The following is an 18,702-nucleotide window of genomic DNA, read 5'->3' on the forward strand; positions in this document are numbered from 1 at the left end:
CAATCAGCCCATCAGGTTGCGCAGCGCGGCCTCTACCGCCGCCGCCGTGGCTTCGGGCTTTTCCATCGGAAACAGATGGCTGCCGTCCAGCATCATGATGCGGCCCTTGGTGACCTGTTCGGTCATGGCCATGCCGACCTGCTTCATCTCGGCCGACTGGCGCCCGCCAATAAAGGCCACCGGGCATTTGAGCGGATTTGCTTTTAGCAGGCGCTCCAGGTTGTCGGGCAGGGTGTTGTAGATGCGGGTTTCGACGTCGCGGTCAAAGCTCAGCAGGCGTTGGCCATTTCCCTGGTTTTGGTCGTCGTGCGTGCCGTGCTCGATGTAGTCAATCAGCACCTGCTCGTCCCACTGGGCAAAGGCTTTCTTGCTGCGAAAATGCGCCAGCACCTCATCGCGGCCCAGCCACTGCTGCTTGCGTTTGCGGCTGATGGCGCCGGGCGAGATCGAGCCGACCAGCTGCGCGCGTTTGGCCACGCTGAGCGCCGCGGCGCGCCAGCCGCCCAGGATGGGCGAGTCAATCAGCAGCACGCCGCGCACCGGCTGGCCGCCCAGCAGCGGGTTGCGGGCGGCGCACATCAGGCTTAAAAAGCCGCCCAGCGAATGGCCGACCAGAAACGCCGGCTGGCCGCTTTTCTCGACCTCGTGGCCGCTGAAGTCGGCCAGTTGCTGCACCAGGTGCGGCCAGTTGCTGCTGACCGGGTAGCGCGGGTCGTGCCCAAATTTTTCAATCGCCCTGACCTGAAAGCCCCGGCTGCGCAGGCTCTTGAACAGCACGCCATAGGTGCTGGCCGGAAAGCTGTTGCCGTGGGAGAAGATGATGAGGGGTTTGGCGGACGTCGGCACGGCTCAGATCAGCTTTTCTTCAGGGCTGCTGATTTTCTTGAGCGGGTCGTGGCGGCTGGCCGGCATTTTGAGCGGAATGTCGGTGTGCGCGTCGTCCCAGACCGGGTCCTCGATGCTGTCGAACACCTCGCGCAGCTTTTGCCCCCAGTTGTTGTGCAGCATGGCGTAGTAGGGGTTGCTGTTGTCAATGCAGACCAGCTTGTCGCTTTGAAAGCTGTCGGCCTCATATACCACCAGGTCCAGCGGCATGCCCACCGACAGGTTGGACTTCATGGTCGAGTCCATAGACACCAGCGCGCATTTGGCGGCCTCGGCCAGCGGTGTGTCGGGCGTGATGACGCGGTCCAGCACCGGCTTGCCGTACTTCGATTCGCCGACCTGGAAGTAGGGCGTCTCCCCGGTCGCCTCGATGAAGTTGCCGGCCGAATACATCTGGAACAGGCGCATACCTTCACCGCGAATCTGCCCGCCAAACACCAGCGAGACATTGAAATCGACATCGGAGCTTCTCAGCGACGCGGCGTCGCGGTCATGCACGCGGCGAATCGCCGAGCCCAGCACGCGGGCGGCATCGAACATGCTCTTGGCGTTCCAGATGGTGATGGACTCGCCGGTTTCGGTGTCCTTGAGGTGCTCCACCTGCAAAATCTCGCGCACCGATTGCGAGATCGACAGGTTGCCGGCGGTCAGCAGCACCATGAAGCGGTCGCCGCTTTTCTCGTAAACAATCATTTTGCGGAAAGTGCTGATGTGGTCCAGGCCCGCGTTGGTGCGCGAGTCGGACAAAAACACCAGCCCGGCATTGAGTTTGATGGCGACGCAGTAAGTCATAAAAAATCAGTAGGTAGTCAGTCGGTGCGAAGGGGGATCAGGCCTGGGTGGCCAGTTTTTTCAGCTGGTAAAGCGCTTCCAGCGCCTCGCGCGGGCTCAGCGCGTCAGGGTCCATGGTACCCAATGCCTTCAGCGCGGCGCTTGGCTCGGGCTGCGCGGCCTCGGGCGGGGCGGCAAACAGGTCGACCTGGGCGCGGGTTTCGACCTGCTGGGTTTCCAGTGCATTGAGCGCATGGCGGGCGTGGTTGACCACGGCGGCGGGTACACCGGCCAGTTTGGCTACGGCAATGCCGTAGCTCTTGCTGGCCGGGCCGGGCTCGATGTGGTGCATAAACACGATATGCGCGCCCGATTCGACCGCGCTGACATGCACGTTGACGGCGCCGTGGTGCTGGGCCGGGAATTCGGTCAGCTCGAAATAATGCGTGGCAAACAGCGTGAAGGCCTGGGTCTTGTTGTGCAGGTAAGCGGCAATGCCGCCGGCCAGCGCCAGGCCGTCGAAGGTCGAGGTGCCGCGGCCGATCTCGTCCATCAACACCAGCGAATGCGGGGTGGCGGTGTGCAGGATCTGCGCCGCCTCGGTCATCTCCAGCATGAAGGTGGACTGCGCATTGGCCACGTCGTCGGCGGCGCCGATGCGGGTGTGAATGGCATCAATCGGCCCGAGCCGGCAGCGGCTGGCCGGCACATAGGAGCCGACGCTGGCTAGCAGCACAATCAGCGCCACCTGGCGCATATAGGTCGATTTGCCGCCCATGTTGGGGCCGGTGATGACCTGCATGCGCTGCTTGCCGCTCAAGCTGCAGTCGTTGGCAATGAAGGCGCCGCCGCTGGTCTCGGCGAGACGCGCTTCCACCACCGGGTGCCGGCCTTGCGCGATGTCGATGCAGGGTTCCCTGACAAACAGCGGCGCGGTCCAGTTCAGCGTCAGCGAGCGCTCGGCCAGCGCGCACAGCGCGTCGAGCGACGCCAGGGCGCGCGCCAGCCGGCTCAGCGCCGGAATGAAGTCCTGCAACTGGTCGAGCAGTTGTTCGTAAAGAAATTTCTCCCGCGCCAGCGCCCGCTCCTGCGCCGACAGGGCCTTGTCTTCAAAGGTCTTGAGCTCGGGCGTGATGTAGCGCTCGGCGTTTTTCAGGGTCTGGCGGCGCCGGTAGTCGGCCGGCACCTTGTCCAGCTGGCCCTGCGTCACCTCGATGTAAAAACCATGCACCTTGTTGAACTGCACGCGCAGGTTGGCAATGCCGGTGCGGGCCTTTTCGCGGCCTTCGAGGTCGAGCAAAAACGCGTCGCAATTGGTCTGGATGGCGCGCAGCTCGTCCAGGTCGGCGTCGCAGCCGTGGTTGATGACGCCGCCGTCGCGAACCAGCGCGGCGGGCTCGTCGAGCAGATAGCGGCCGAGCAGCTCGCCGCAACCGGCGGGGGGCTGCAAATCTTCAAAAATACGCGTCAAAAGTACCGCCAGCCCAGATGTATCAGGCGTGAGCTGCTCTGTTTTTTGTAGCGTCTGGCGCAGCGCGATCAGCTCGCGCGGCCGCACCTGGCGCAGCGCAATGCGGGCGGTGATGCGTTCCACATCGCTGCTGCCCTTGAGCCGGGCGCGCAGGGTTTGCTGCAGGCCGCCGCGCAGGTGGGTGATGGCTGCTAGCCGGGCATCGGCCTGGGCGCGGTCACGGCGCGGGCTCAGCAGCCAGCTTTTCAGCGCCCGGCTGCCCATGCCGGTGGTGCAGCTGTCGAGCAGCGAAAACAGTGTCGGCGAGTCTTCGCCGCGCAGCGTTTGCGTCAGTTCCAGGTTGCGCCGGGTGCTGGGCGGCAGCTCGATCAACTCGCCGGAGCGCACCACCTGCAGGCCCTGCACATGCGGTAGCGCCCGGCCCTGCGTGTGTTCGGCGTAACCCAACAGCGCCGAGGCGGCGGCGTGGGCGTCGCCCAGGTTTTCGGCATTCCACGACGCCAGCGAGGCGACTTTGAGCTGCTCCAGCAGGCGGCGCGCACCCAAGGCGGCATCAAACTGCCAGGCCGGGCGCGCGCTGGCGGCGCAGCGCGGACCCTGCAGGCCGGTCAGGCGCGCTTCAAAGGCGGGCGTCACGTCGATGTTGTAGAGCAGCTCGCTGGGCGCAATCCGCGCCAGCCAGGGTTCCAGCTCGTCGCTGGCGCACTGTGCCAGATGGATTTCGCCCTGCGTCACGCTAAGCCAGGCCAGGCCGCAGCTGTTGCGCGCGCCCTGGTGCACCGCCAGCAAAATCGATTCGGTCTTGTCGCTGAGCAGCTCGGTGTCCGTCAAAGTGCCGGGCGTCACGACCCGCACCACCTTGCGCTCGACCGGGCCTTTGCTGGTCGCCACATCGCCCACCTGTTCGCAGATCGCCACCGACTCACCGAGCTTGATCAGTTTGGCCAGGTAGCCTTCGAGCGAATGAAACGGCACGCCGGCCATCACCACCGGCTCGCCGCCCGAGTTGCCGCGCCGCGTCAGCGTGATGTCGAGCAGGCGCGCGGCCTTTTCGGCATCGGCAAAAAACACCTCGTAAAAGTCACCCATGCGGTAGAACAGCAGCGTGTCGGGGTAGTCCGCCTTGAGGGCGAAATACTGGGCCATCATGGGGGTGTGCCGCTCGGCGGGCCTGGCCTGGGCCGCCGCGGGGGCGTGTTCTGCGGTCAAGGGAAGGGGGTCACTCATGCTTTGGATGAAAGGGGCGCAGCGCAATGCTGAATCCGCCATTATCAATGCGGGTTGGGGCTGGCCTGCTCAGTACAGCACCTCGATCGCGATGTTGTCGCTGTAGCTGCCCGGCGACACAAACTGCCCGCCCGGAATGCGGCCGTACAGCGGGTACACCGTCAGCAGCGTTCCCAGCAAGCCGGCCTGGCCGCCGGTCCTGACGCAGCTGGCGCCGGTGCCGTCGGCCCAGATCTGGTTGTAACCGCTGTCGCAGAACACGTTGTAGGCCAGGAAGTTGCCAGCGCTGCCCATGCGGCGCTGCGTGCCCTGCGCCTGGCCGCTCAGGCCCAGCTTGACGCTGTAGAAAACATTCTGACCCAGCACACCCGGCACCACGCATGACACGCTGACAGAGCCCGCCGCATTGCTGCCCGGGCTGGTGCTCAGGTAGTTTCCGAATACCGGGGCGACGGCGCTGGTGGTGCACACCTGGGCCGACGCCGCCTGGCCCGACAGCGCCAGCCACAGGCCCAGTGCGGTCGACAGCAGCAGGCGCAGGCGGATGGCGCTCGAATCGATCATGGCCGATCTTCGCATTGGGCCGGCACGACGATGACGGCCTGCCCGCTGGCCTGGGCTTGCGGCATGGCGTAGCTGCAGCGTTGGCCGCCCTGGCTGATGCGGAAGCTGGCCGCGGGCAGCAGCTCGGCAATCCAGAGCTGGCCGCGCCGGTCGATCACGCTTTCGCGCGGGTCATCGACGCCGCCGGCATGCACCACGGTGCCCGAAGGGTAGGGCTTGCCGCTGGCTGACAGCGGGGTGATCATGGTCTGGGTCGGCCAGACCTGGGCGTTGATCCTGAACGACACCAGCACGCCGCCGCCGCGTGGCGGGACCACCTGGCGTTCGACCTCGCTGGCAATCCAGTGAAGCGGCCAGCTGGCGGGATCGAGCGTCAGGCGGTTGGCCTCCAGCGCCCGCAGGTCCGGCACCAGCAACAGGCCACGCGCATCGGTCTGCCCGACCGGCCGGTTCTCGTGAAAGACCTCCACGCCGGGCTCGCCGGTGCTCACCATGGCGAACGCGCCGTTGATCGGGCGCGTGCCGAACACCGAGCCCGCCGTCCAGATCAGGCCGCTGCGCAACGACAGCTGGCCGCTGAAATCATTCTGGCCGGCCCGGCCGCTGGCCATCAGTTCCAGCCGGTCGGTGCTGCGGGACCAGGAGGCATCGAGCGCCGACAGCGCGTCGCGCGCGTCGCGTGTCGCGCCCACGCTCCAGCTCGGGTCTTGCCGCGCCTGGCCGCTGCTGCTGTATTGCGCCCGGCTCAGTTGCAGGCCATCGATGCTGTTCTGGCTGGCATAAAAGGAGCGGTTGCGGTGATCTTCCCCGGGCGCCAGCGGAACGAACAGCGACACCGTCAGGCTTCTTTGCCGGCTGGCGTTGGCGCGGGTCTCGGTCAGGCCCAGCACCACGCTGGCGCTGTCCCATGCGCGGGTCGAGGCCATCAGCGAGGCGATGTCCTCGCGGGCCAGCCGCTCGCGCTGCGACTGCGCCAGCGTCAGGCCCAGATTCCAGCCGGGAATGCCATGCCACTGGGCGCGCAGCAGCCGCTGCATCAGCAGCGCGGCGCGGTTGCCCAGGCCGGGCAGGGGCTTGCCCGCGTGGGTCCAGTCGGCCAGCAGGTGCCAGGCGCGACTGCCGCCCTCGATGCGGGCCTGCAGCGCGTGGCCTTGCTGCTGCGTGTTGTTGGCGGCCAGCAGGCCCAGGTGACCGGTCCAGAGGTCCGACAGGCGCTGGTCTGCCTCCAGCCCCACGCTGGAGGCCGCCTTGCCGAGGAGCGCCTGGCCCCCCAGCGTCAGGTCGTGGCTCAGGCCGCGGGCATAGCTGGCGGCGACAAACGGCGCGCCATAGTGCGCATTGGCGACGATGAAATCCTCGCGCTGAAAGCCGGCGTCAACGCGCCAGCTGGCGATGCCGGGCGGCAGCAGCGAGGTCGGCAGGTAGATTTCCCGCTGCACCGTGACCGGGTTGCCCTGCGCGTCCAGCGTGCGCACGCTGTAGCTGTTAAAGCCCTGCTGGGCCGGCAGGTTGCGCAGGTCAAAGACGCCGTTTTGCAGTGTCTGCTGAAACTGCAGCGTGTCGTTGATGAAGACCTCCAGCGGCCCGGCCAGCACATTGCCGTTGCGCAGCGTCGGCAGCACCGGCGAGTAGTCGTACGGGCGCAGGCTGCGGTCGGTGCCCCAGGAGACCCCCGCAAACTGCAGCGATTCGCCGACCAGCGTGGGCTTGCTCACCGCGTCGCCCAGGCGCAGGAAAGTGCCGCTGTCCAGCGACTCCTTCAGCGCGTAGCTCTGGTAGCGCACAATTTTTCCGTTGTTGCTCCAGCCCAAGCTGGTGTTGGCATACCAGCCGCCGCGGTAGGCGTAAAAATCCCCGAGCGCGCTGGGGTTGAACTGGCTGCTGCTGTTGTTGGCGGCGTAGCTGCCCTGGTAGTTCAGGGCCAACTGGTAGTTGACGCCCGCGCTGCCCAGTGTTTCGGCCTCGGGCCGCTGCGCCAGCGGGCGGCCCTCGATGACCGCGGTGACCCGGTGGATGTCAAGAAACGACAGCACATCGTGGGCCGCGTCATGCTGTAGCGCCGGGTCGCTGGCCGCGAGCTTCCAGTAGGATGCGCCGTCGAGCGTGCAACTCAGGCGTTCAACACCGCCCGGGCCGGTTTGCCCCTGCTGCAGCGGAACAAACCAGGCCTGCCCGGCCGCATCCCGGTACACCGTGGCCGGCCGTTCGGGCTGCCCGGCTTCGCGAATCTGCATGATCATGCCGGATCTTTTTGCCAGGCCGGCGTCCAGGCAACTGGCGGCAAGCGCTGCGGGGCACAGCAGCAGCGCGCTGCCGGCCGCCAGGGCCAAACGGCAGACGGGCGAGGGTAAAAACTGCATGCTCAATGGCCTGCCGCAGTGGCGGCGGCAACTGCGGCGGCGCGGCGCGGCACCATGGCAAGACGTTTCAGGGCCTGGCCGCTGCCGTCAGGGGAATCAGCCCACGATCGGTCTGCACGCCGGTGGCGCATTGCGACAGGCTGGCCTTCAGGGCCAATTGCTGGTCTGGCGACAGGCGGGTCAGCAATTTCTGGGACCCTTCAGGGCAGTTCTGGCCTTCAAGCTGCAGCAGATTCAGGGTGACGTTGCCCGTGTTGCGCAGCGCGGCCTGGCCTTTGGTGCCGGACGGGCCGGCAATCACCAGTTGCGGGCGTGAGGCGGTGGGCGCAACGAAGACCGGAACGCCCAGGTTGAACACCATGCTGATCTGGTTGCCTGGAATTTCTTCGGGCAGTTGCCGGATAAACAGGCGGTAAAAGCCCTCCGTGTCCTGGCGCGGCGCGGTGTAACGAAAGCGTACCATCCGGCCCTTGCTGGCCGCCAGCCGAAAGGCCGGCGGTGACACCACGAAATCGGTGGTCGGCTCATACTGTTCGCGGCCCTCGACCCAGCGCACGCGCAGGATTTCGACCTCGATACCGGTGGCCTGCTCGCCGCGGTTGTTGACCTCGACCGCGGCAAACTCGGTGGCCATGTCCATCTTGACGATGACCGGGGCCACCGCCAGCGGAATGCTGCCCGCCGCCAGTGCTGCCAGCGGCAGCCAGAGGCCACAGGCGACTAGCCACCGCGCAGGTCGTGACAGCATGGCTGCGTGGATCAGTAATTGACGTTGATCTGCACGGTGTCGAGATAGCTGCCGGTGGCGCTGGCCTGACCGGCAGCGACACGGCCAAACACGGTGAAGCTCTTGACGGCGCCGACCGTGGTGGTGGCATTGGCTGATGCTGCAGTGTCCACATTCGGCACGTCACCCCAGTTCTGGGTGCGGCCACTGTCGCGGTACAGGCTGTAGGTCAGCGTGTCGCTGCTGGTGGCGCTGGTCAGTTTACGGGCCGAGGTGGTGGCGCCGGTGCCGGTGCCGCTGCCGAGCGCCACGTTGTAGCTGGTGATGTCGGGTGTGCAGGTCACCGAGATCAGTCCGGTAGCGTCCACCGTAGCCAGCGTGTAGTTGCCAAAGACCAGAGGTGTGGACACCACGACGCAGGTGGACAGCACGGCGGCGCTCACGGCCAGGGAGCCGGTGGCGGTGGCGGCCATGCTGGCGGGCGCGCTGGCCAGGCCGGCGACGGCAAGTGCGATGGAGGCCAATTTGACGGATGTGCTGCTATTCATAAAAACCTCCCGAAGTTAAGGGCTCAGTCGCTGGGGAGTCCTGTTTCTCTTGCCAGCTAATTTTTACCTGAGTTACTGTTTTAAACAGCGACCTTATTTCACTTCGTTTGGTTTAATAAATCAATGAAAAAATTGATAAAAATGATTTTTTCGGTCAGTTTGTACAAAAAGTGAGCATTAGTTCACGAAAAATCGGCCCAAAACTGACGTTTAAGCGCATCGAGGCGGTCCATTGGCGTGACGAGACGGGTCGCCGCAAAAGAAGCCTCCCCCACGCCATTTCCGGGGGTGGGGCGACCGGGGGCCGTACCCGGTGTCGAATCCAGGGTCTAGAACGGCGCGTCAGGCAACTCCTGCTCGGGCAGGGCCGGGACTGGCGCGCCCGCCTTGATTCGTTTGGCCTTGAGCGTGGGTTTTTCGGCCACGGGTGCGGCGGCTACGGGGCTGACTTCGGCGGCGGCGTCGTTATTGGCCAGCGCCTGGCGCACGCCGGCCTTGTCGCCGGCGCCGGCAAATTTGCTGTACTTGCCCAGGGTGGTGACCAGCTGACCATAAATTTTGGGGTTGCCGGCGACGCATTCGCCCTGGTGCAAAAAGTCGCTCTCGCCGGTGAAGTTGCCTATCAGGCCACCGGCTTCGGTCACCAGCAGCGAGCCGGCCGCCACGTCCCAGGGCTGCAGGCCGGTTTCAAAAAAGCCGTCGCAGTTGCCGGCGGCCACATAGGCCAGGTCCAGCGCGGCGGCGCCCGCGCGGCGCACGCCGGCGCACTGGCTCATGACTTCGCCCAGCATGTTGAGATAGGGTTTGAGCTTGTCGCCGGGCCGGTAGGGAAAGCCGGTCGAAACCAGGCATTCCTGCAGCCGGGTGCGCTTGCCCACGCGCAGGCGGCGGTCATTGATGTAGGCGCCGCGGCCCTTGCTGGCGCTGTAGATGTCGTTGCGGGTCGGGTCGTAGACCACGGCCTGCTCGATCTTGCCGCGCACGGCCAGCGCAATGCTGACGCAGTAAAACGGAAAGCCGTGGATGAAATTGGTGGTGCCGTCCAGCGGGTCGATGATCCACACCAACTCGGAGTCCTTGGCGCCATGCTCGCTGCCCGATTCTTCGGCCAGGATGCCGTGGCCGGGGTAGGCGGTCAGCAGCGTCTCGATGATCGCGGCTTCGGCGGCCTGGTCCACTTCGGTGACGAAGTCGTTGGTCTGCTTGAGCGACACGCGAACCGCTTCGACATCGAGCGCGGCACGGTTGATGAGGGCGCCGGCGGCACGCGCGGCCTTGATGGCCACGTTGAGCATGGGGTGTAGATTGCTGGACATAAATGGTAAGAAAGAGCAGACACAAACCGCGACCCGGCAACCGGCGCGGCGACAATAGCGGCATTTTACCGGCTTGGCCCGACAGCGCCCATATTTACCCCATGAAAACCCGCTTCGTCCTGATCAACACCAGCCACGCCGGCAATGTGGGCGCCACCGCCCGCGCCATGAAAACCATGGGCTTTGACGACCTGGTGCTGGTGGCGCCGCGCTGGGCCAACGTGCTGCGGCGCGAGGAAACCATACAGCGGGCCAGCGGCGCGCTCGATGTGCTGAACAAGGCGCGCATCGTGGCCACGCTGGACGAGGCGCTCGATGGCATGGCGCATCTGTGCGCCACCGCCATGACGCCGCGCGACTTTGGCCCGCCCACGCTGGCGCCGCGCGCGCATTTCGCGGCGCTGCTGGGGCAGGGCCATGCGCTATCAAAATCAGAGCACACTATGAGCAAAAGTATTGGGCCACAGCCCGATTCGGTCGCTTTTTTGTTCGGTTCCGAGCGTTTTGGCATGCAAAACGACGACGTCTACCGCTGCCATGCCTGCCTGAGCATTCCGACCGACCCGAGGTTTGGCTCGCTCAATCTGGGCGCGGCGGTGCAGCTGATTGCCTACGACTGGCGCGAGGCGCTGGGCGGCTTTGCGGTACAGCCAGCCACGACCAAGCCGCAGCTGGCCGACGCCGCCGCCGTGGCCGGCATGCTCAGGCACTGGGAAGCCGCGCTGGTTGACATCGGCTTTCTGGACCCGGCCTCGCCGAAAAAGCTGATGCCGCGCCTGAACCAGCTGTTCAACCGGGCCCGGCTCAGCCCCGAGGAAATCCACATCCTGCGCGGCGTGGCCAAGGCCATGTCGCAAGCCGGTGGCAAAAAGGCCGCCCCGGCAGATGCGGCGGGTCACGTTTAGACTCGATGCTATGTTTTCCCGACTCCGCTCCGACATCCAGTGCATTCTTGAACGCGACCCGGCCGCCCGCACCGCCTGGGAGGTGCTGACCTGCTACCCCGGCCTGCATGCGCTGGTGCTGCACCGGCGGGCGTACTGGTGCTGGCACCACGGCTTCAAGTGGCTGGGCCGCTTCATCTCGCATCTGTCGCGCTGGCTCACCGGCATCGAGATTCACCCTGGCGCCAAAATTGGCGAGTGCGTGTTTTTTGACCATGCGATGGGTGTCGTCGTCGGTGAAACCGCCGAGATTGGCGACGGCTGCACGATTTACCAGGGCGTCACCCTGGGCGGCACCGCGCTCTACAAGGGCGCCAAGCGGCATCCGACGCTGGGACGCAATGTGGTGGTGGGCGCGGGCGCGCAGGTGCTGGGCGGCTTTGAGGTCGGTGACGGCGCCCGGATTGGCTCGAACGCCGTCGTTGTCAAGCCGGTGCCGGCCGGCGCCACCGCCGTCGGCAACCCGGCCCGGGTGATTCAGGCCGATGCCGACGTGAAACGCGAGCAGGCCGCCGGCAAGATGGGTTTTTCAGCCTACGGCGTGACGCAAAACGACGACCCGGTGTCGCAGGCCATGCGCGGCCTGATCGACAACGCGGCGGGCCAGGAACACCAGATTGCGCTGCTGTGGGAGGCGATTGAAAAGCTCTCCAGCAGCCGCCAGGGCACCGACTGCGTGCCCGGCGACGCGGCGCGCCATGAGCTGTTTGAAGCCGACCGGCTGAACCAGCTGATCGGCAAATAGCCCGGCCGGCTCAGGGCTTGACGACCGGTACCGGCTGCAGCACGCCCTCAAACCAGCCCCAGCCGCTTTGGCCGGTGATCAGGTAGGCCAGCGGAATCACCTTGGCGCCATCGGCCTGGGTCACCGTCAGGTTCAGCCGCAGCCGAGCGCCAGGCTCCAGGATGCCCAGGTCGAGCGCGATGCGCGGCACGGCGCCATTGGCGCTGGCCTCGGCCATCGGCGTGTAAGGCGGCAGGTCGGCACTGACGCTGGCATGAATCGTGTGGCTGGCGTCCAGCCCCATCTGGCTGAACTGCAGCACATGGCGGCCGTTGGCCACGTCAAGCCGGTCGTTGCTGAGGCTCCATTGCGTGGGCGGCACCTCGGGCGGTGGCGGCAGCACCACCTGCACCGCCCTGACGCTGTCAAAGCCCTCGACGCCACCGGCGTCAATGCCGCGAATCCGGGCAAACCAGAAGCCGTTGGGCAGGCTGGACAGGTCGGCATTGCCGTTGCTGACCACCAGGTTGCGCACGATCTTGCTGAAGGTCTCGTCAATCGCCACCTGCACCCGGAAGTTTTGGGCGCCTTCCAGCATGGGCATGGGCCACAGCGCCTGCGGCTTCAAGATGTCGGCCGGCGTGGCCGACAGGTCGGGCGCTTTCAGCAGATCGACCACCTTGATGTCCTTCACGCCGGGGTTGAGCACCGCGCCCTGGCCGCGTGCCAGCTCGGCGCCGCTTTTTTGCGCCGTGTTGTCGGCCCGCACCGCGCCCTCCAGCACCTCGGTGCGGGCGTTTTGCGTGGCCGGGTCGTCATAGGCGACGCGGAACTCGGTGCCGCGCACGCCCACGGTCGAGGTCGGGGTCTGAATCAGCAGCGGCGTGGCGCGGCGCGTGGTCTTGGCGGCCAGGGTGTCCAGCCCGCCCTGCGCCAGCCGCACCAGACCCGAAAACCAGGTGCTGGAGCCGCTCTTGGCGACATCGCGGGTGGCGTAGCTGCGGTGGGTGACGAGCTCGGCCAGGGTGTTGGGCAGCAGGGTCACGCGGCTGCCGTCGGCCAGCTCGAGCACGGCCGAGCTGTTGGCGCCGGTCTGCAGCTGGCCGCCTTCGGCCACCGCGGTGCCGACCGCGGCGGGGCTGCCGGCCAGCTGCACGTCGCCGTTGCTGCTGATGATCTTGGCGCTGGCCGGCTGGGCCTGCATGAAGCGCAGCGGAATCTGGAGCACCTGGCCGACGCGGATGGCATTGGGGTTTTTCATGCCGTTAAAGCGCGCCACCTCTTTCCAGTCGCCGGGGCTGTTCAGCAACTGGCGCGACATCACGATCAGCTTGTCGCTGGCCTTGACGGTGTAAGGCATGCTGGGCTCGCGCGGCATGCTGCCAGCCTCCGCCTGCGCCATGGCGAGCTGGCAGCTTGCCATGCAAACAACAGCGGTAACCGCCCGTAGTGCGTGGGCTGCCGGCATTTTTGAGGGCTGAGCGTGGGATCTGCGGAGAATCATCAGCGTCCTTGATGGGAAAGGCTAATTCAGTGCTTCGAGCGGCGAATTCAGCAAGAACTGGCTCTGGCCCCAGGTTTCTGGAATCACCAAGCGGTAGACACCGCTGTCAAAGCTGCCGCCCTGGGGCAGCTTGCTGCCCAGCCGGATGAAATAGACGCCGGGTTTCAACTCGCCCAGGGCCAGCTGCTGGTTGTTGCCCTCGGCCGTCACCACGCCTTGCGTCAGCGCCGCGTCGGTGCCCAGCAGCGCGCTAAAACCGCTGCCCGTCAGCGGCAGGCCGTCGCTCAGCTGGCCGGTCCAGACCAGCACGGCCTGGCCGTTGACCAGGCTCATGCTGGAGTAGCTGACGCGCCAGATCGCGTTTTTCAGGCTGATGCGCTTGACGGCATCAAAGCCTTCCAGCCCGGCCGGGTCGATGCCGCGCACCCGGGCAAACCAGCTGCCGTTGGCCAGCGTCGCCAGGCTGGCGCTGCCGCCCGTGCCTTCGACCTTGAGGTCGCGCACGATCTTTTCAAATTTCTCGTCGCTGGCCACCTGCACCCGGTAAGCCACGGCGCCGGCCGGCACCGGCATCGGCCAGTTGCCCGGCGGCTTGATGACCTCGGCCGGAATGCCGGCCAGATTGGGCGCGGGCAGCAGGTTGACGACCTTGATGTCTTTTTCGGCCGGCTTGATCACCGCGCCCTTGCCGGTGGGCACATCGGCGCCGCTTTGCTGGGCCGTGTTGTCGGCGCGCACCTTGCCTTCGATCACCTCGGTGCGCGCACTGCCGCCGGCCGGGTCGTCGAAGGCGACGCGAAACTCGGTGCCGCGCACGCCCACGGTCGAGGTCGCGGTTTCAATCTGCAGCGGCGTGGCGCGGCGGGCCGCCTTGGCCGCCAGCGTTTCGAGTCCGCCCTGGGCCAGCCGCACCAGGCCCGAGAACCAGGTGCTGGAGGCGCTCTTGCCCACGTCGCGGGTGGCGTAATTGCGGCTGGTGGCCAGCTCGGCCAGGGTGTTGGGCAGCAAGGTCATGCGGCTGCCGTCGGCCAGCTCGACCACGGCCGAGCTGTTGGCGCCGGTCTGCAGCCTGCCGCCTTCGGCCAGCAGCGTGCCGACTCCAGCAGGACTGCCGGCCAGTTGCACATCGCCGCTGGCGCTGACAATTTTGGCGCCGGCGGGGCGCGACTGCATGAAGCGCAGCGGAATGCGGATGACCTGGCCGGCGCGCAGGCTGTCGGGGTTTTTCAGATTGTTGAAGCGCGCCACTTCTTTCCAGTCGTTCGGGCTGCTGAACATCTGCCGCGACATCACGATCAGCTTGTCGCTGGGCTTCAGGGTGTAGGGCACGCTGGGCTCTGGCTCTGGCTTTGACGCTGGCGCGGTCTGGGCCAGTGCCGGGGCGCCAAATGCTATGAAAATAATAGCTGATACGACATGTAATGCGTGGGCTGCAGGTCTTTTTGATGAATTATTGGGCGATCTGCAGAGTGGCATCGGTTTCCTTGTTATGGCTCAAAGCCTCGGTGTGTCCAGCGCGGGTTTCAAGGCGGATTTCAGCTCGCCTCAGGCGCCGGCCGGATCGCGCTTTTGGGCCGGAAGGCCTTGCAAAGCTCGGGGCGCGTTTCCAGGTAAGGGCCGCCTATCAGGTCAATGCAATACGGCACCGCGGCAAAAATGCCGGGCACCACGGCTTGGCCCGAATCATCTTTTAGCCCCTCCAAGGTCTCCTGTATCGACTTGGGTTGACCGGGCAGGTTGAGAATGAGACTTTTGTCACGAACCACTGCGCATTGACGCGACAAAATCGCCGTCGGCACAAATTTCAGGCTGATCTGCCGCATCTGCTCGCCAAAGCCCGGCATCACCTTGTGCGCCACCGCCAGCGTGGCCTCGGGCGTCACGTCGCGCAGGGCCGGGCCGGTGCCGCCGGTGGTCAGCACCAGCGAGCAGCCAGCGCCGGCCAGCTCGATCAGCGTGGCGCTGATGCGCTCCTGCTCGTCCGGAATCAGGCGTTCTTCAAAGGTGATGGGGTTGTGCAGGGCGCGGCCCAGCCAGTCTTTCAGCGCCGGCAGGCCTTTGTCGACATAGACGCCGCTGGAAGCGCGGTCGCTGACCGAGACGATGCCGATTTTGACGGCCTCGTATGCCGCGCTCATGCCTCGGGCTCCCCGCCAAGGGCCTGCTTGACCAGCTGAAAAATCTCGCGGTAGGACTTGCCGTGGCGCGGCGCCTCGCCCGGTTTTTCGGGTTTGGCATCCTTGCGCGCCTGGCGAATCAGGGCGCGCAAGGGCTGCGCGTCGGTGTCGGGGTGTTCGGTCAGCCAGCTGCCCAGCGCGTCGTCGGAGGCAATCAGCTTGTCGCGCCATTGCTCGGCCAGGTGCAGTTGCAGCGTGAGTTCGGCCGAGCCGCTTTGCTGCTCCATGATGGCGCCCTTAATCGGCTCGGCATCAAGCGGGCGCATCAGCTTGCCGATGAATTGCATCTGGCGCCGCCGGCCCTCGAAGTGGGTGATCTTTTTCGCATCGGCCAGCGCCTGCAGCAGCTTGTCGGGCAGGTCCAGCCGCGCCATCAGGTCGGCACGCAGGGTCAGCAGGGCTTCGCCCAGCGCCTGCTTTTCGTCGGCCTCGGCCTTGAGCTGGGTCTTGCTGGGCGGGCCGACTTCCTCGGCGGCAATTTCTTCGGGCTTGACGAAGCGGCCGTTGGACCAATAGCCCTTGATAGTGGCCTTGCTCGGGCTCTTGGTGATGCCTTTGATGGCCTTGGTGGTTTTGGTGTTCATGGCAGTCAGTATCATAGCTACCCATATGACCCAAAAGCCCGCCAATTCCCCGTCCAGCAACCCTTCTCGCGCCAATAACAGCAAGACCCGGCCAGGCAGCCAGCCCGAAGCCGGTTTCAGCTACCACCGCGACTTTTTTGAGGGCCTGGTCGATACCGCGCTGGCGCATGCCAAAAAGCTCGGTGCCAGCGATGCGGCGGCCGAGGCTTCCGAGGGCTGCGGCCTGTCGGTCAGCGTGCGCAAGGGCGAGCTGGAAAACGTCGAACGCAACCGCGACAAGTCGCTCGGCATCACGGTCTATATCGGCAAAAAGCGCGGCAACGCAGCCACCAGCGACTTTTCAACGGCGGCGATCCAGCAGACCGTGAAAGCTGCCTACGACATTGCCCGCTTCACCGCCGAAGACGACACCTCGGGCCTGCCCGACGACCGCGACATTGCGCGCGAGCACCGCGAACTCGACCTGTTTCACCCCTGGGCCATCACGTCCGAAGAAGCCGCCCGGTTGGCCCTGCAGTGCGAGGCCGCCGCGCTGGGCACCAGCCGCCTGATCACCAACAGCGAGGGCGCGGGCGTGTCGGCTCAGCAAAGCCATTTTTTCAGCGCCCACAGCAAGGGCTTTCGCGGCGGCTATGCCAGCTCGCGCCACAGCATCTCGGTGGCGCCCATCGCCGGCAAGGGCAACCAGATGCAGCGCGATGCCTGGTACAGCTCGATGCGCGACGCGGCCGAACTGGCGCGGCCGGAAGCCGTCGGCCGTTACGCCGCCGAGCGCGCGCTGGCGCGCCTGAAAAGCCGCAAGATCCCGACCACCGAGTGCCCTGTCTTGTTTGAGTCGCCGCTGGCCGCCGGCCTGCTGGGCGGCTTTGTGCAGGCCGTTAGCGGCGGCGCGCTGTACCGCAAGAGCACGTTTTTGCTCGACTGCCTGGGCAAGGCCGCCTTCCCCAAGCACATCGACGTCAGCGAAGACCCGTTTTTGCTCAAGGGCAAGGGCAGCGCGCCGTTTGACGAAGAGGGCGTGAAAACCAGCGCCCGCACCGTGGTCGATGGCGGCCGGGTCGAGGGCTATTTTTTGAGCACCTATTCGGCCCGCAAGCTGGGCATGCGCACCACCGGCAATGCCGGCGGCTCGCACAATCTGGTCATGACCAGCCGCCGCACCCGCCAGGCCGACGACCTCGACGCGATGCTGCGCAAGCTGGGCCGCGGCCTGTTTGTGACCGAGCTGATGGGGCAGGGCGTGAACTACGTGACCGGCGACTACTCGCGCGGCGCCTCGGGTTTCTGGGTCGAAAACGGCCAGATCGCCTTCCCGGTCGAGGAAATCACCATTGCCGGCAACCTCAAAACCATGCTGATGGGCATCGAAGCGGTGGGCGCCGACGCCTACAACTACGGCGCCAAAACCGTGGGCTCGATTCTGGTCAACCGCATGAAGGTGGCCGGTTCCTGAGGGTTTGGGCCGATGGAGGCGGGCTGTTGCAATATGTATACTTAAAAGCTACTTGTAACCAAATGTCCAACACCCGTGAATCCCCTCCAGACATGTGAGTTGACCCCGACCTTGAAGTGGCGCCAGGCGCTCGCTTCAGTTTTGTTGACCATGATTTCAGCGGTCTCGCTGGCGCAGACCGCGCCAGCGGCGCCCGCCCCGGAACCGGCGGCCCAGGCGGTCGCCCCACCGGCCCACCCCTGGCAGGTGCCGCCGCCGCGCTTCAACTCGGAAGCCTACTTCACCAACCTGCAGGACGGCGCCACGATAGAAACACCGTTTCGGGCGACCTTTGGCCTGGCCGGCGGTTGGGGGCTGGCGCCCATCAGCACGCCCATGGGCGGAAAAAGCGGCCACCATCACCTGCTGCTGAATCAGAACTTGCCGCTCGATTTTGAAAAAGCCCTGCCTTTCAATGCCCAGTACATGCATTTCGGCAAGGGCCAGATGGAAACCGTGCTGAACCTGGAGCCGGGCACCTACGGGCTGCGCCTGCTGCTGGCCAATCACAAGCATGTGCTGCATTTTGTGTACAGCAATCCCCTGAAAATCACCGTTACCCGCAAGAACAGCGAAATCGACCCCAAGAGCCTGATCAAAAAAGGCATCAGCCTGCTGAACCTGGCGCCCGACGCCCGAGTGAAGCCACCGTTCAGGGTCCAGTTTCACGCGTCCGGGCTCAATGTGGCGCACCAGAGCCAGAAGGAAAAAGACAGCGGCCACTTTCGTCTGACGGTCATTCCGCAAAGCGGCAAGCCGGCAGAGATGGATTTCATCAATGGCCAGACCGAGGCCTGGCTGGCGCCGCCGGCCGGCGCCTACACGCTCAAGCTGGAGTTTCTTGACAACCTCAATCCGTCCAAAACGCTGGTGGATGCGGTCTCCACGCCGGTGCGCGTGGAATAAGTTTCAGTCCGGGCTCAACCGGCCAATGCCGCTTTCACGGCGGCCGACACCTGCCCCATGTCGGCCTTGCCGGCGAGTTGCGCCTTGACAGCGGCCATGACCTTGCCCATGTCACCCGGACCTGCGTTGCGACCCAGTTCCGCACTCAACGCGGCCACGATGGCCTTGACGGCGGCCGTGACTTCATCGGCACCCAGACGCGCGGGCAGGTAGGCCTGCAGCACCACCAGCTCGGCCGCTTCCTTGTCGGCCAGATCGGTGCGCTGCGCTTTCTGGAAAGCCTCGATCGAGTCCTTGCGCTGCTTGATCAGCTTGTCGACGATGGCGACCACCGCCACGTCGTCCAGCACCACGCGCTCATCCACCTCTTTTTGCTTGATGGCCGCCAGCAGCAGGCGGATGGTGCCCAGGCGCTCCGAGTCTTTGGCGCGCATGGCGGTTTTCATGTCTTCGGTGATCTGGTCTTTGAGTAGCATGGCGGGCTCCGGCGGTGGAAAATTGG

17 protein-coding genes are annotated in these 18,702 nt (G+C 65.6%); 4 read left to right on the plus strand and 13 right to left on the minus strand.

Annotated features, from left to right (window positions below; genetic code table 11):
• Window positions 1-3 precede the first annotated feature (3 nt).
• From RMO23_RS05195 to RMO23_RS05230, 8 genes are all read right to left on the minus strand, one after another.
• A complete protein-coding gene (locus RMO23_RS05195) occupies window positions 4-846 on the minus strand; it encodes an alpha/beta hydrolase (RefSeq protein ID WP_309679145.1) in 843 nt (280 codons plus the stop codon).
• Window positions 847-849: 3 nt separating this feature from the next.
• The gene (locus tag RMO23_RS05200; protein WP_309679148.1) at window positions 850-1,677 is read right to left on the minus strand and encodes a proteasome-type protease; all 828 of its coding nucleotides are present in this window, start codon (window positions 1,675-1,677) and stop codon (window positions 850-852) included.
• A gap of 37 nt (window positions 1,678-1,714) precedes the next feature.
• Window positions 1,715-4,276 (minus strand): DNA mismatch repair protein MutS, encoded by a 2,562-nt coding sequence (gene mutS, locus RMO23_RS05205; protein WP_309679229.1) that lies wholly within the window; start codon window positions 4,274-4,276, stop codon window positions 1,715-1,717.
• A 147-nt stretch (window positions 4,277-4,423) separates the two neighbouring features.
• The gene (locus RMO23_RS05210; protein ID WP_309679150.1) at window positions 4,424-4,918 is read right to left on the minus strand and encodes a spore coat U domain-containing protein; all 495 of its coding nucleotides are present in this window, start codon (window positions 4,916-4,918) and stop codon (window positions 4,424-4,426) included.
• Window positions 4,915-7,278, minus strand: a complete 2,364-nt coding sequence (locus RMO23_RS05215; protein ID WP_309679152.1) for a fimbria/pilus outer membrane usher protein — start codon at window positions 7,276-7,278, stop codon at window positions 4,915-4,917. The genes RMO23_RS05210 and RMO23_RS05215 overlap by 4 nt, the downstream gene beginning before the upstream one ends.
• A 67-nt stretch (window positions 7,279-7,345) precedes the next feature.
• Window positions 7,346-8,026, minus strand: coding sequence for a fimbria/pilus periplasmic chaperone (locus tag RMO23_RS05220; protein WP_309679154.1), 681 nt, complete (start codon window positions 8,024-8,026; stop codon window positions 7,346-7,348).
• 11 nt (window positions 8,027-8,037) lie between these two features.
• Window positions 8,038-8,553, minus strand: a complete 516-nt coding sequence (locus RMO23_RS05225) for a spore coat U domain-containing protein (RefSeq protein WP_309679155.1) — start codon at window positions 8,551-8,553, stop codon at window positions 8,038-8,040.
• A 329-nt stretch (window positions 8,554-8,882) separates the two neighbouring features.
• Window positions 8,883-9,869, minus strand: a complete 987-nt coding sequence (locus tag RMO23_RS05230) for an inositol monophosphatase family protein (RefSeq protein WP_309679157.1) — start codon at window positions 9,867-9,869, stop codon at window positions 8,883-8,885.
• Window positions 9,870-9,970: 101 nt separating this feature from the next.
• Here RMO23_RS05230 and RMO23_RS05235 point away from each other — a divergent pair, with 101 nt between their 5' ends.
• Both RMO23_RS05235 and cysE read left to right on the plus strand, forming a co-directional pair.
• Window positions 9,971-10,774 carry an RNA methyltransferase gene (locus RMO23_RS05235; RefSeq protein WP_309679159.1) on the plus strand — a complete coding sequence of 268 codons (804 nt, stop codon included), beginning with the start codon at window positions 9,971-9,973 and terminating at the stop codon, window positions 10,772-10,774.
• A 10-nt stretch (window positions 10,775-10,784) separates the two neighbouring features.
• Window positions 10,785-11,558, plus strand: a complete 774-nt coding sequence (gene cysE / locus RMO23_RS05240; RefSeq protein WP_309679161.1) for a serine O-acetyltransferase — start codon at window positions 10,785-10,787, stop codon at window positions 11,556-11,558.
• A 10-nt stretch (window positions 11,559-11,568) separates the two neighbouring features.
• Here cysE and RMO23_RS05245 read toward each other — a convergent pair whose 3' ends face one another.
• From RMO23_RS05245 to yjgA, 4 genes are all read right to left on the minus strand, one after another.
• Complete coding sequence (locus RMO23_RS05245; RefSeq protein WP_309679163.1) at window positions 11,569-12,960, minus strand: FecR domain-containing protein; 1,392 nt, start codon at window positions 12,958-12,960, stop codon at window positions 11,569-11,571.
• A 102-nt stretch (window positions 12,961-13,062) separates the two neighbouring features.
• Complete coding sequence (locus RMO23_RS05250; RefSeq protein WP_309679165.1) at window positions 13,063-14,370, minus strand: FecR domain-containing protein; 1,308 nt, start codon at window positions 14,368-14,370, stop codon at window positions 13,063-13,065.
• Window positions 14,371-14,576: 206 nt separating this feature from the next.
• Window positions 14,577-15,179 (minus strand): molybdopterin adenylyltransferase, encoded by a 603-nt coding sequence (gene mog / locus RMO23_RS05255; RefSeq protein ID WP_309679167.1) that lies wholly within the window; start codon window positions 15,177-15,179, stop codon window positions 14,577-14,579.
• The gene (gene yjgA / locus RMO23_RS05260; RefSeq protein ID WP_309679169.1) at window positions 15,176-15,802 is read right to left on the minus strand and encodes a ribosome biogenesis factor YjgA; all 627 of its coding nucleotides are present in this window, start codon (window positions 15,800-15,802) and stop codon (window positions 15,176-15,178) included. Before yjgA ends, mog begins: the two co-directional genes overlap by 4 nt.
• A 25-nt stretch (window positions 15,803-15,827) precedes the next feature.
• Between yjgA and pmbA the strand changes: the two genes are divergently transcribed.
• Together pmbA and RMO23_RS05270 are read left to right on the plus strand one after the other, a co-directional pair.
• On the plus strand, window positions 15,828-17,255 hold the full coding sequence (pmbA, locus tag RMO23_RS05265; protein WP_309679171.1) for a metalloprotease PmbA: 1,428 nt from the start codon (window positions 15,828-15,830) through the stop codon (window positions 17,253-17,255).
• A gap of 150 nt (window positions 17,256-17,405) precedes the next feature.
• Complete coding sequence (locus RMO23_RS05270; RefSeq protein WP_309679173.1) at window positions 17,406-18,200, plus strand: DUF4399 domain-containing protein; 795 nt, start codon at window positions 17,406-17,408, stop codon at window positions 18,198-18,200.
• 14 nt (window positions 18,201-18,214) lie between these two features.
• On the opposite strand, the gene RMO23_RS05275 is transcribed toward RMO23_RS05270, so the two are convergent.
• Complete coding sequence (locus RMO23_RS05275) at window positions 18,215-18,676, minus strand: GatB/YqeY domain-containing protein (RefSeq protein ID WP_309679175.1); 462 nt, start codon at window positions 18,674-18,676, stop codon at window positions 18,215-18,217.
• Window positions 18,677-18,702 lie beyond the last annotated feature (26 nt).

The organism is Polaromonas sp. (genome assembly GCF_031411155.1).
GTDB lineage: Bacteria > Pseudomonadota > Gammaproteobacteria > Burkholderiales > Burkholderiaceae_C > Polaromonas.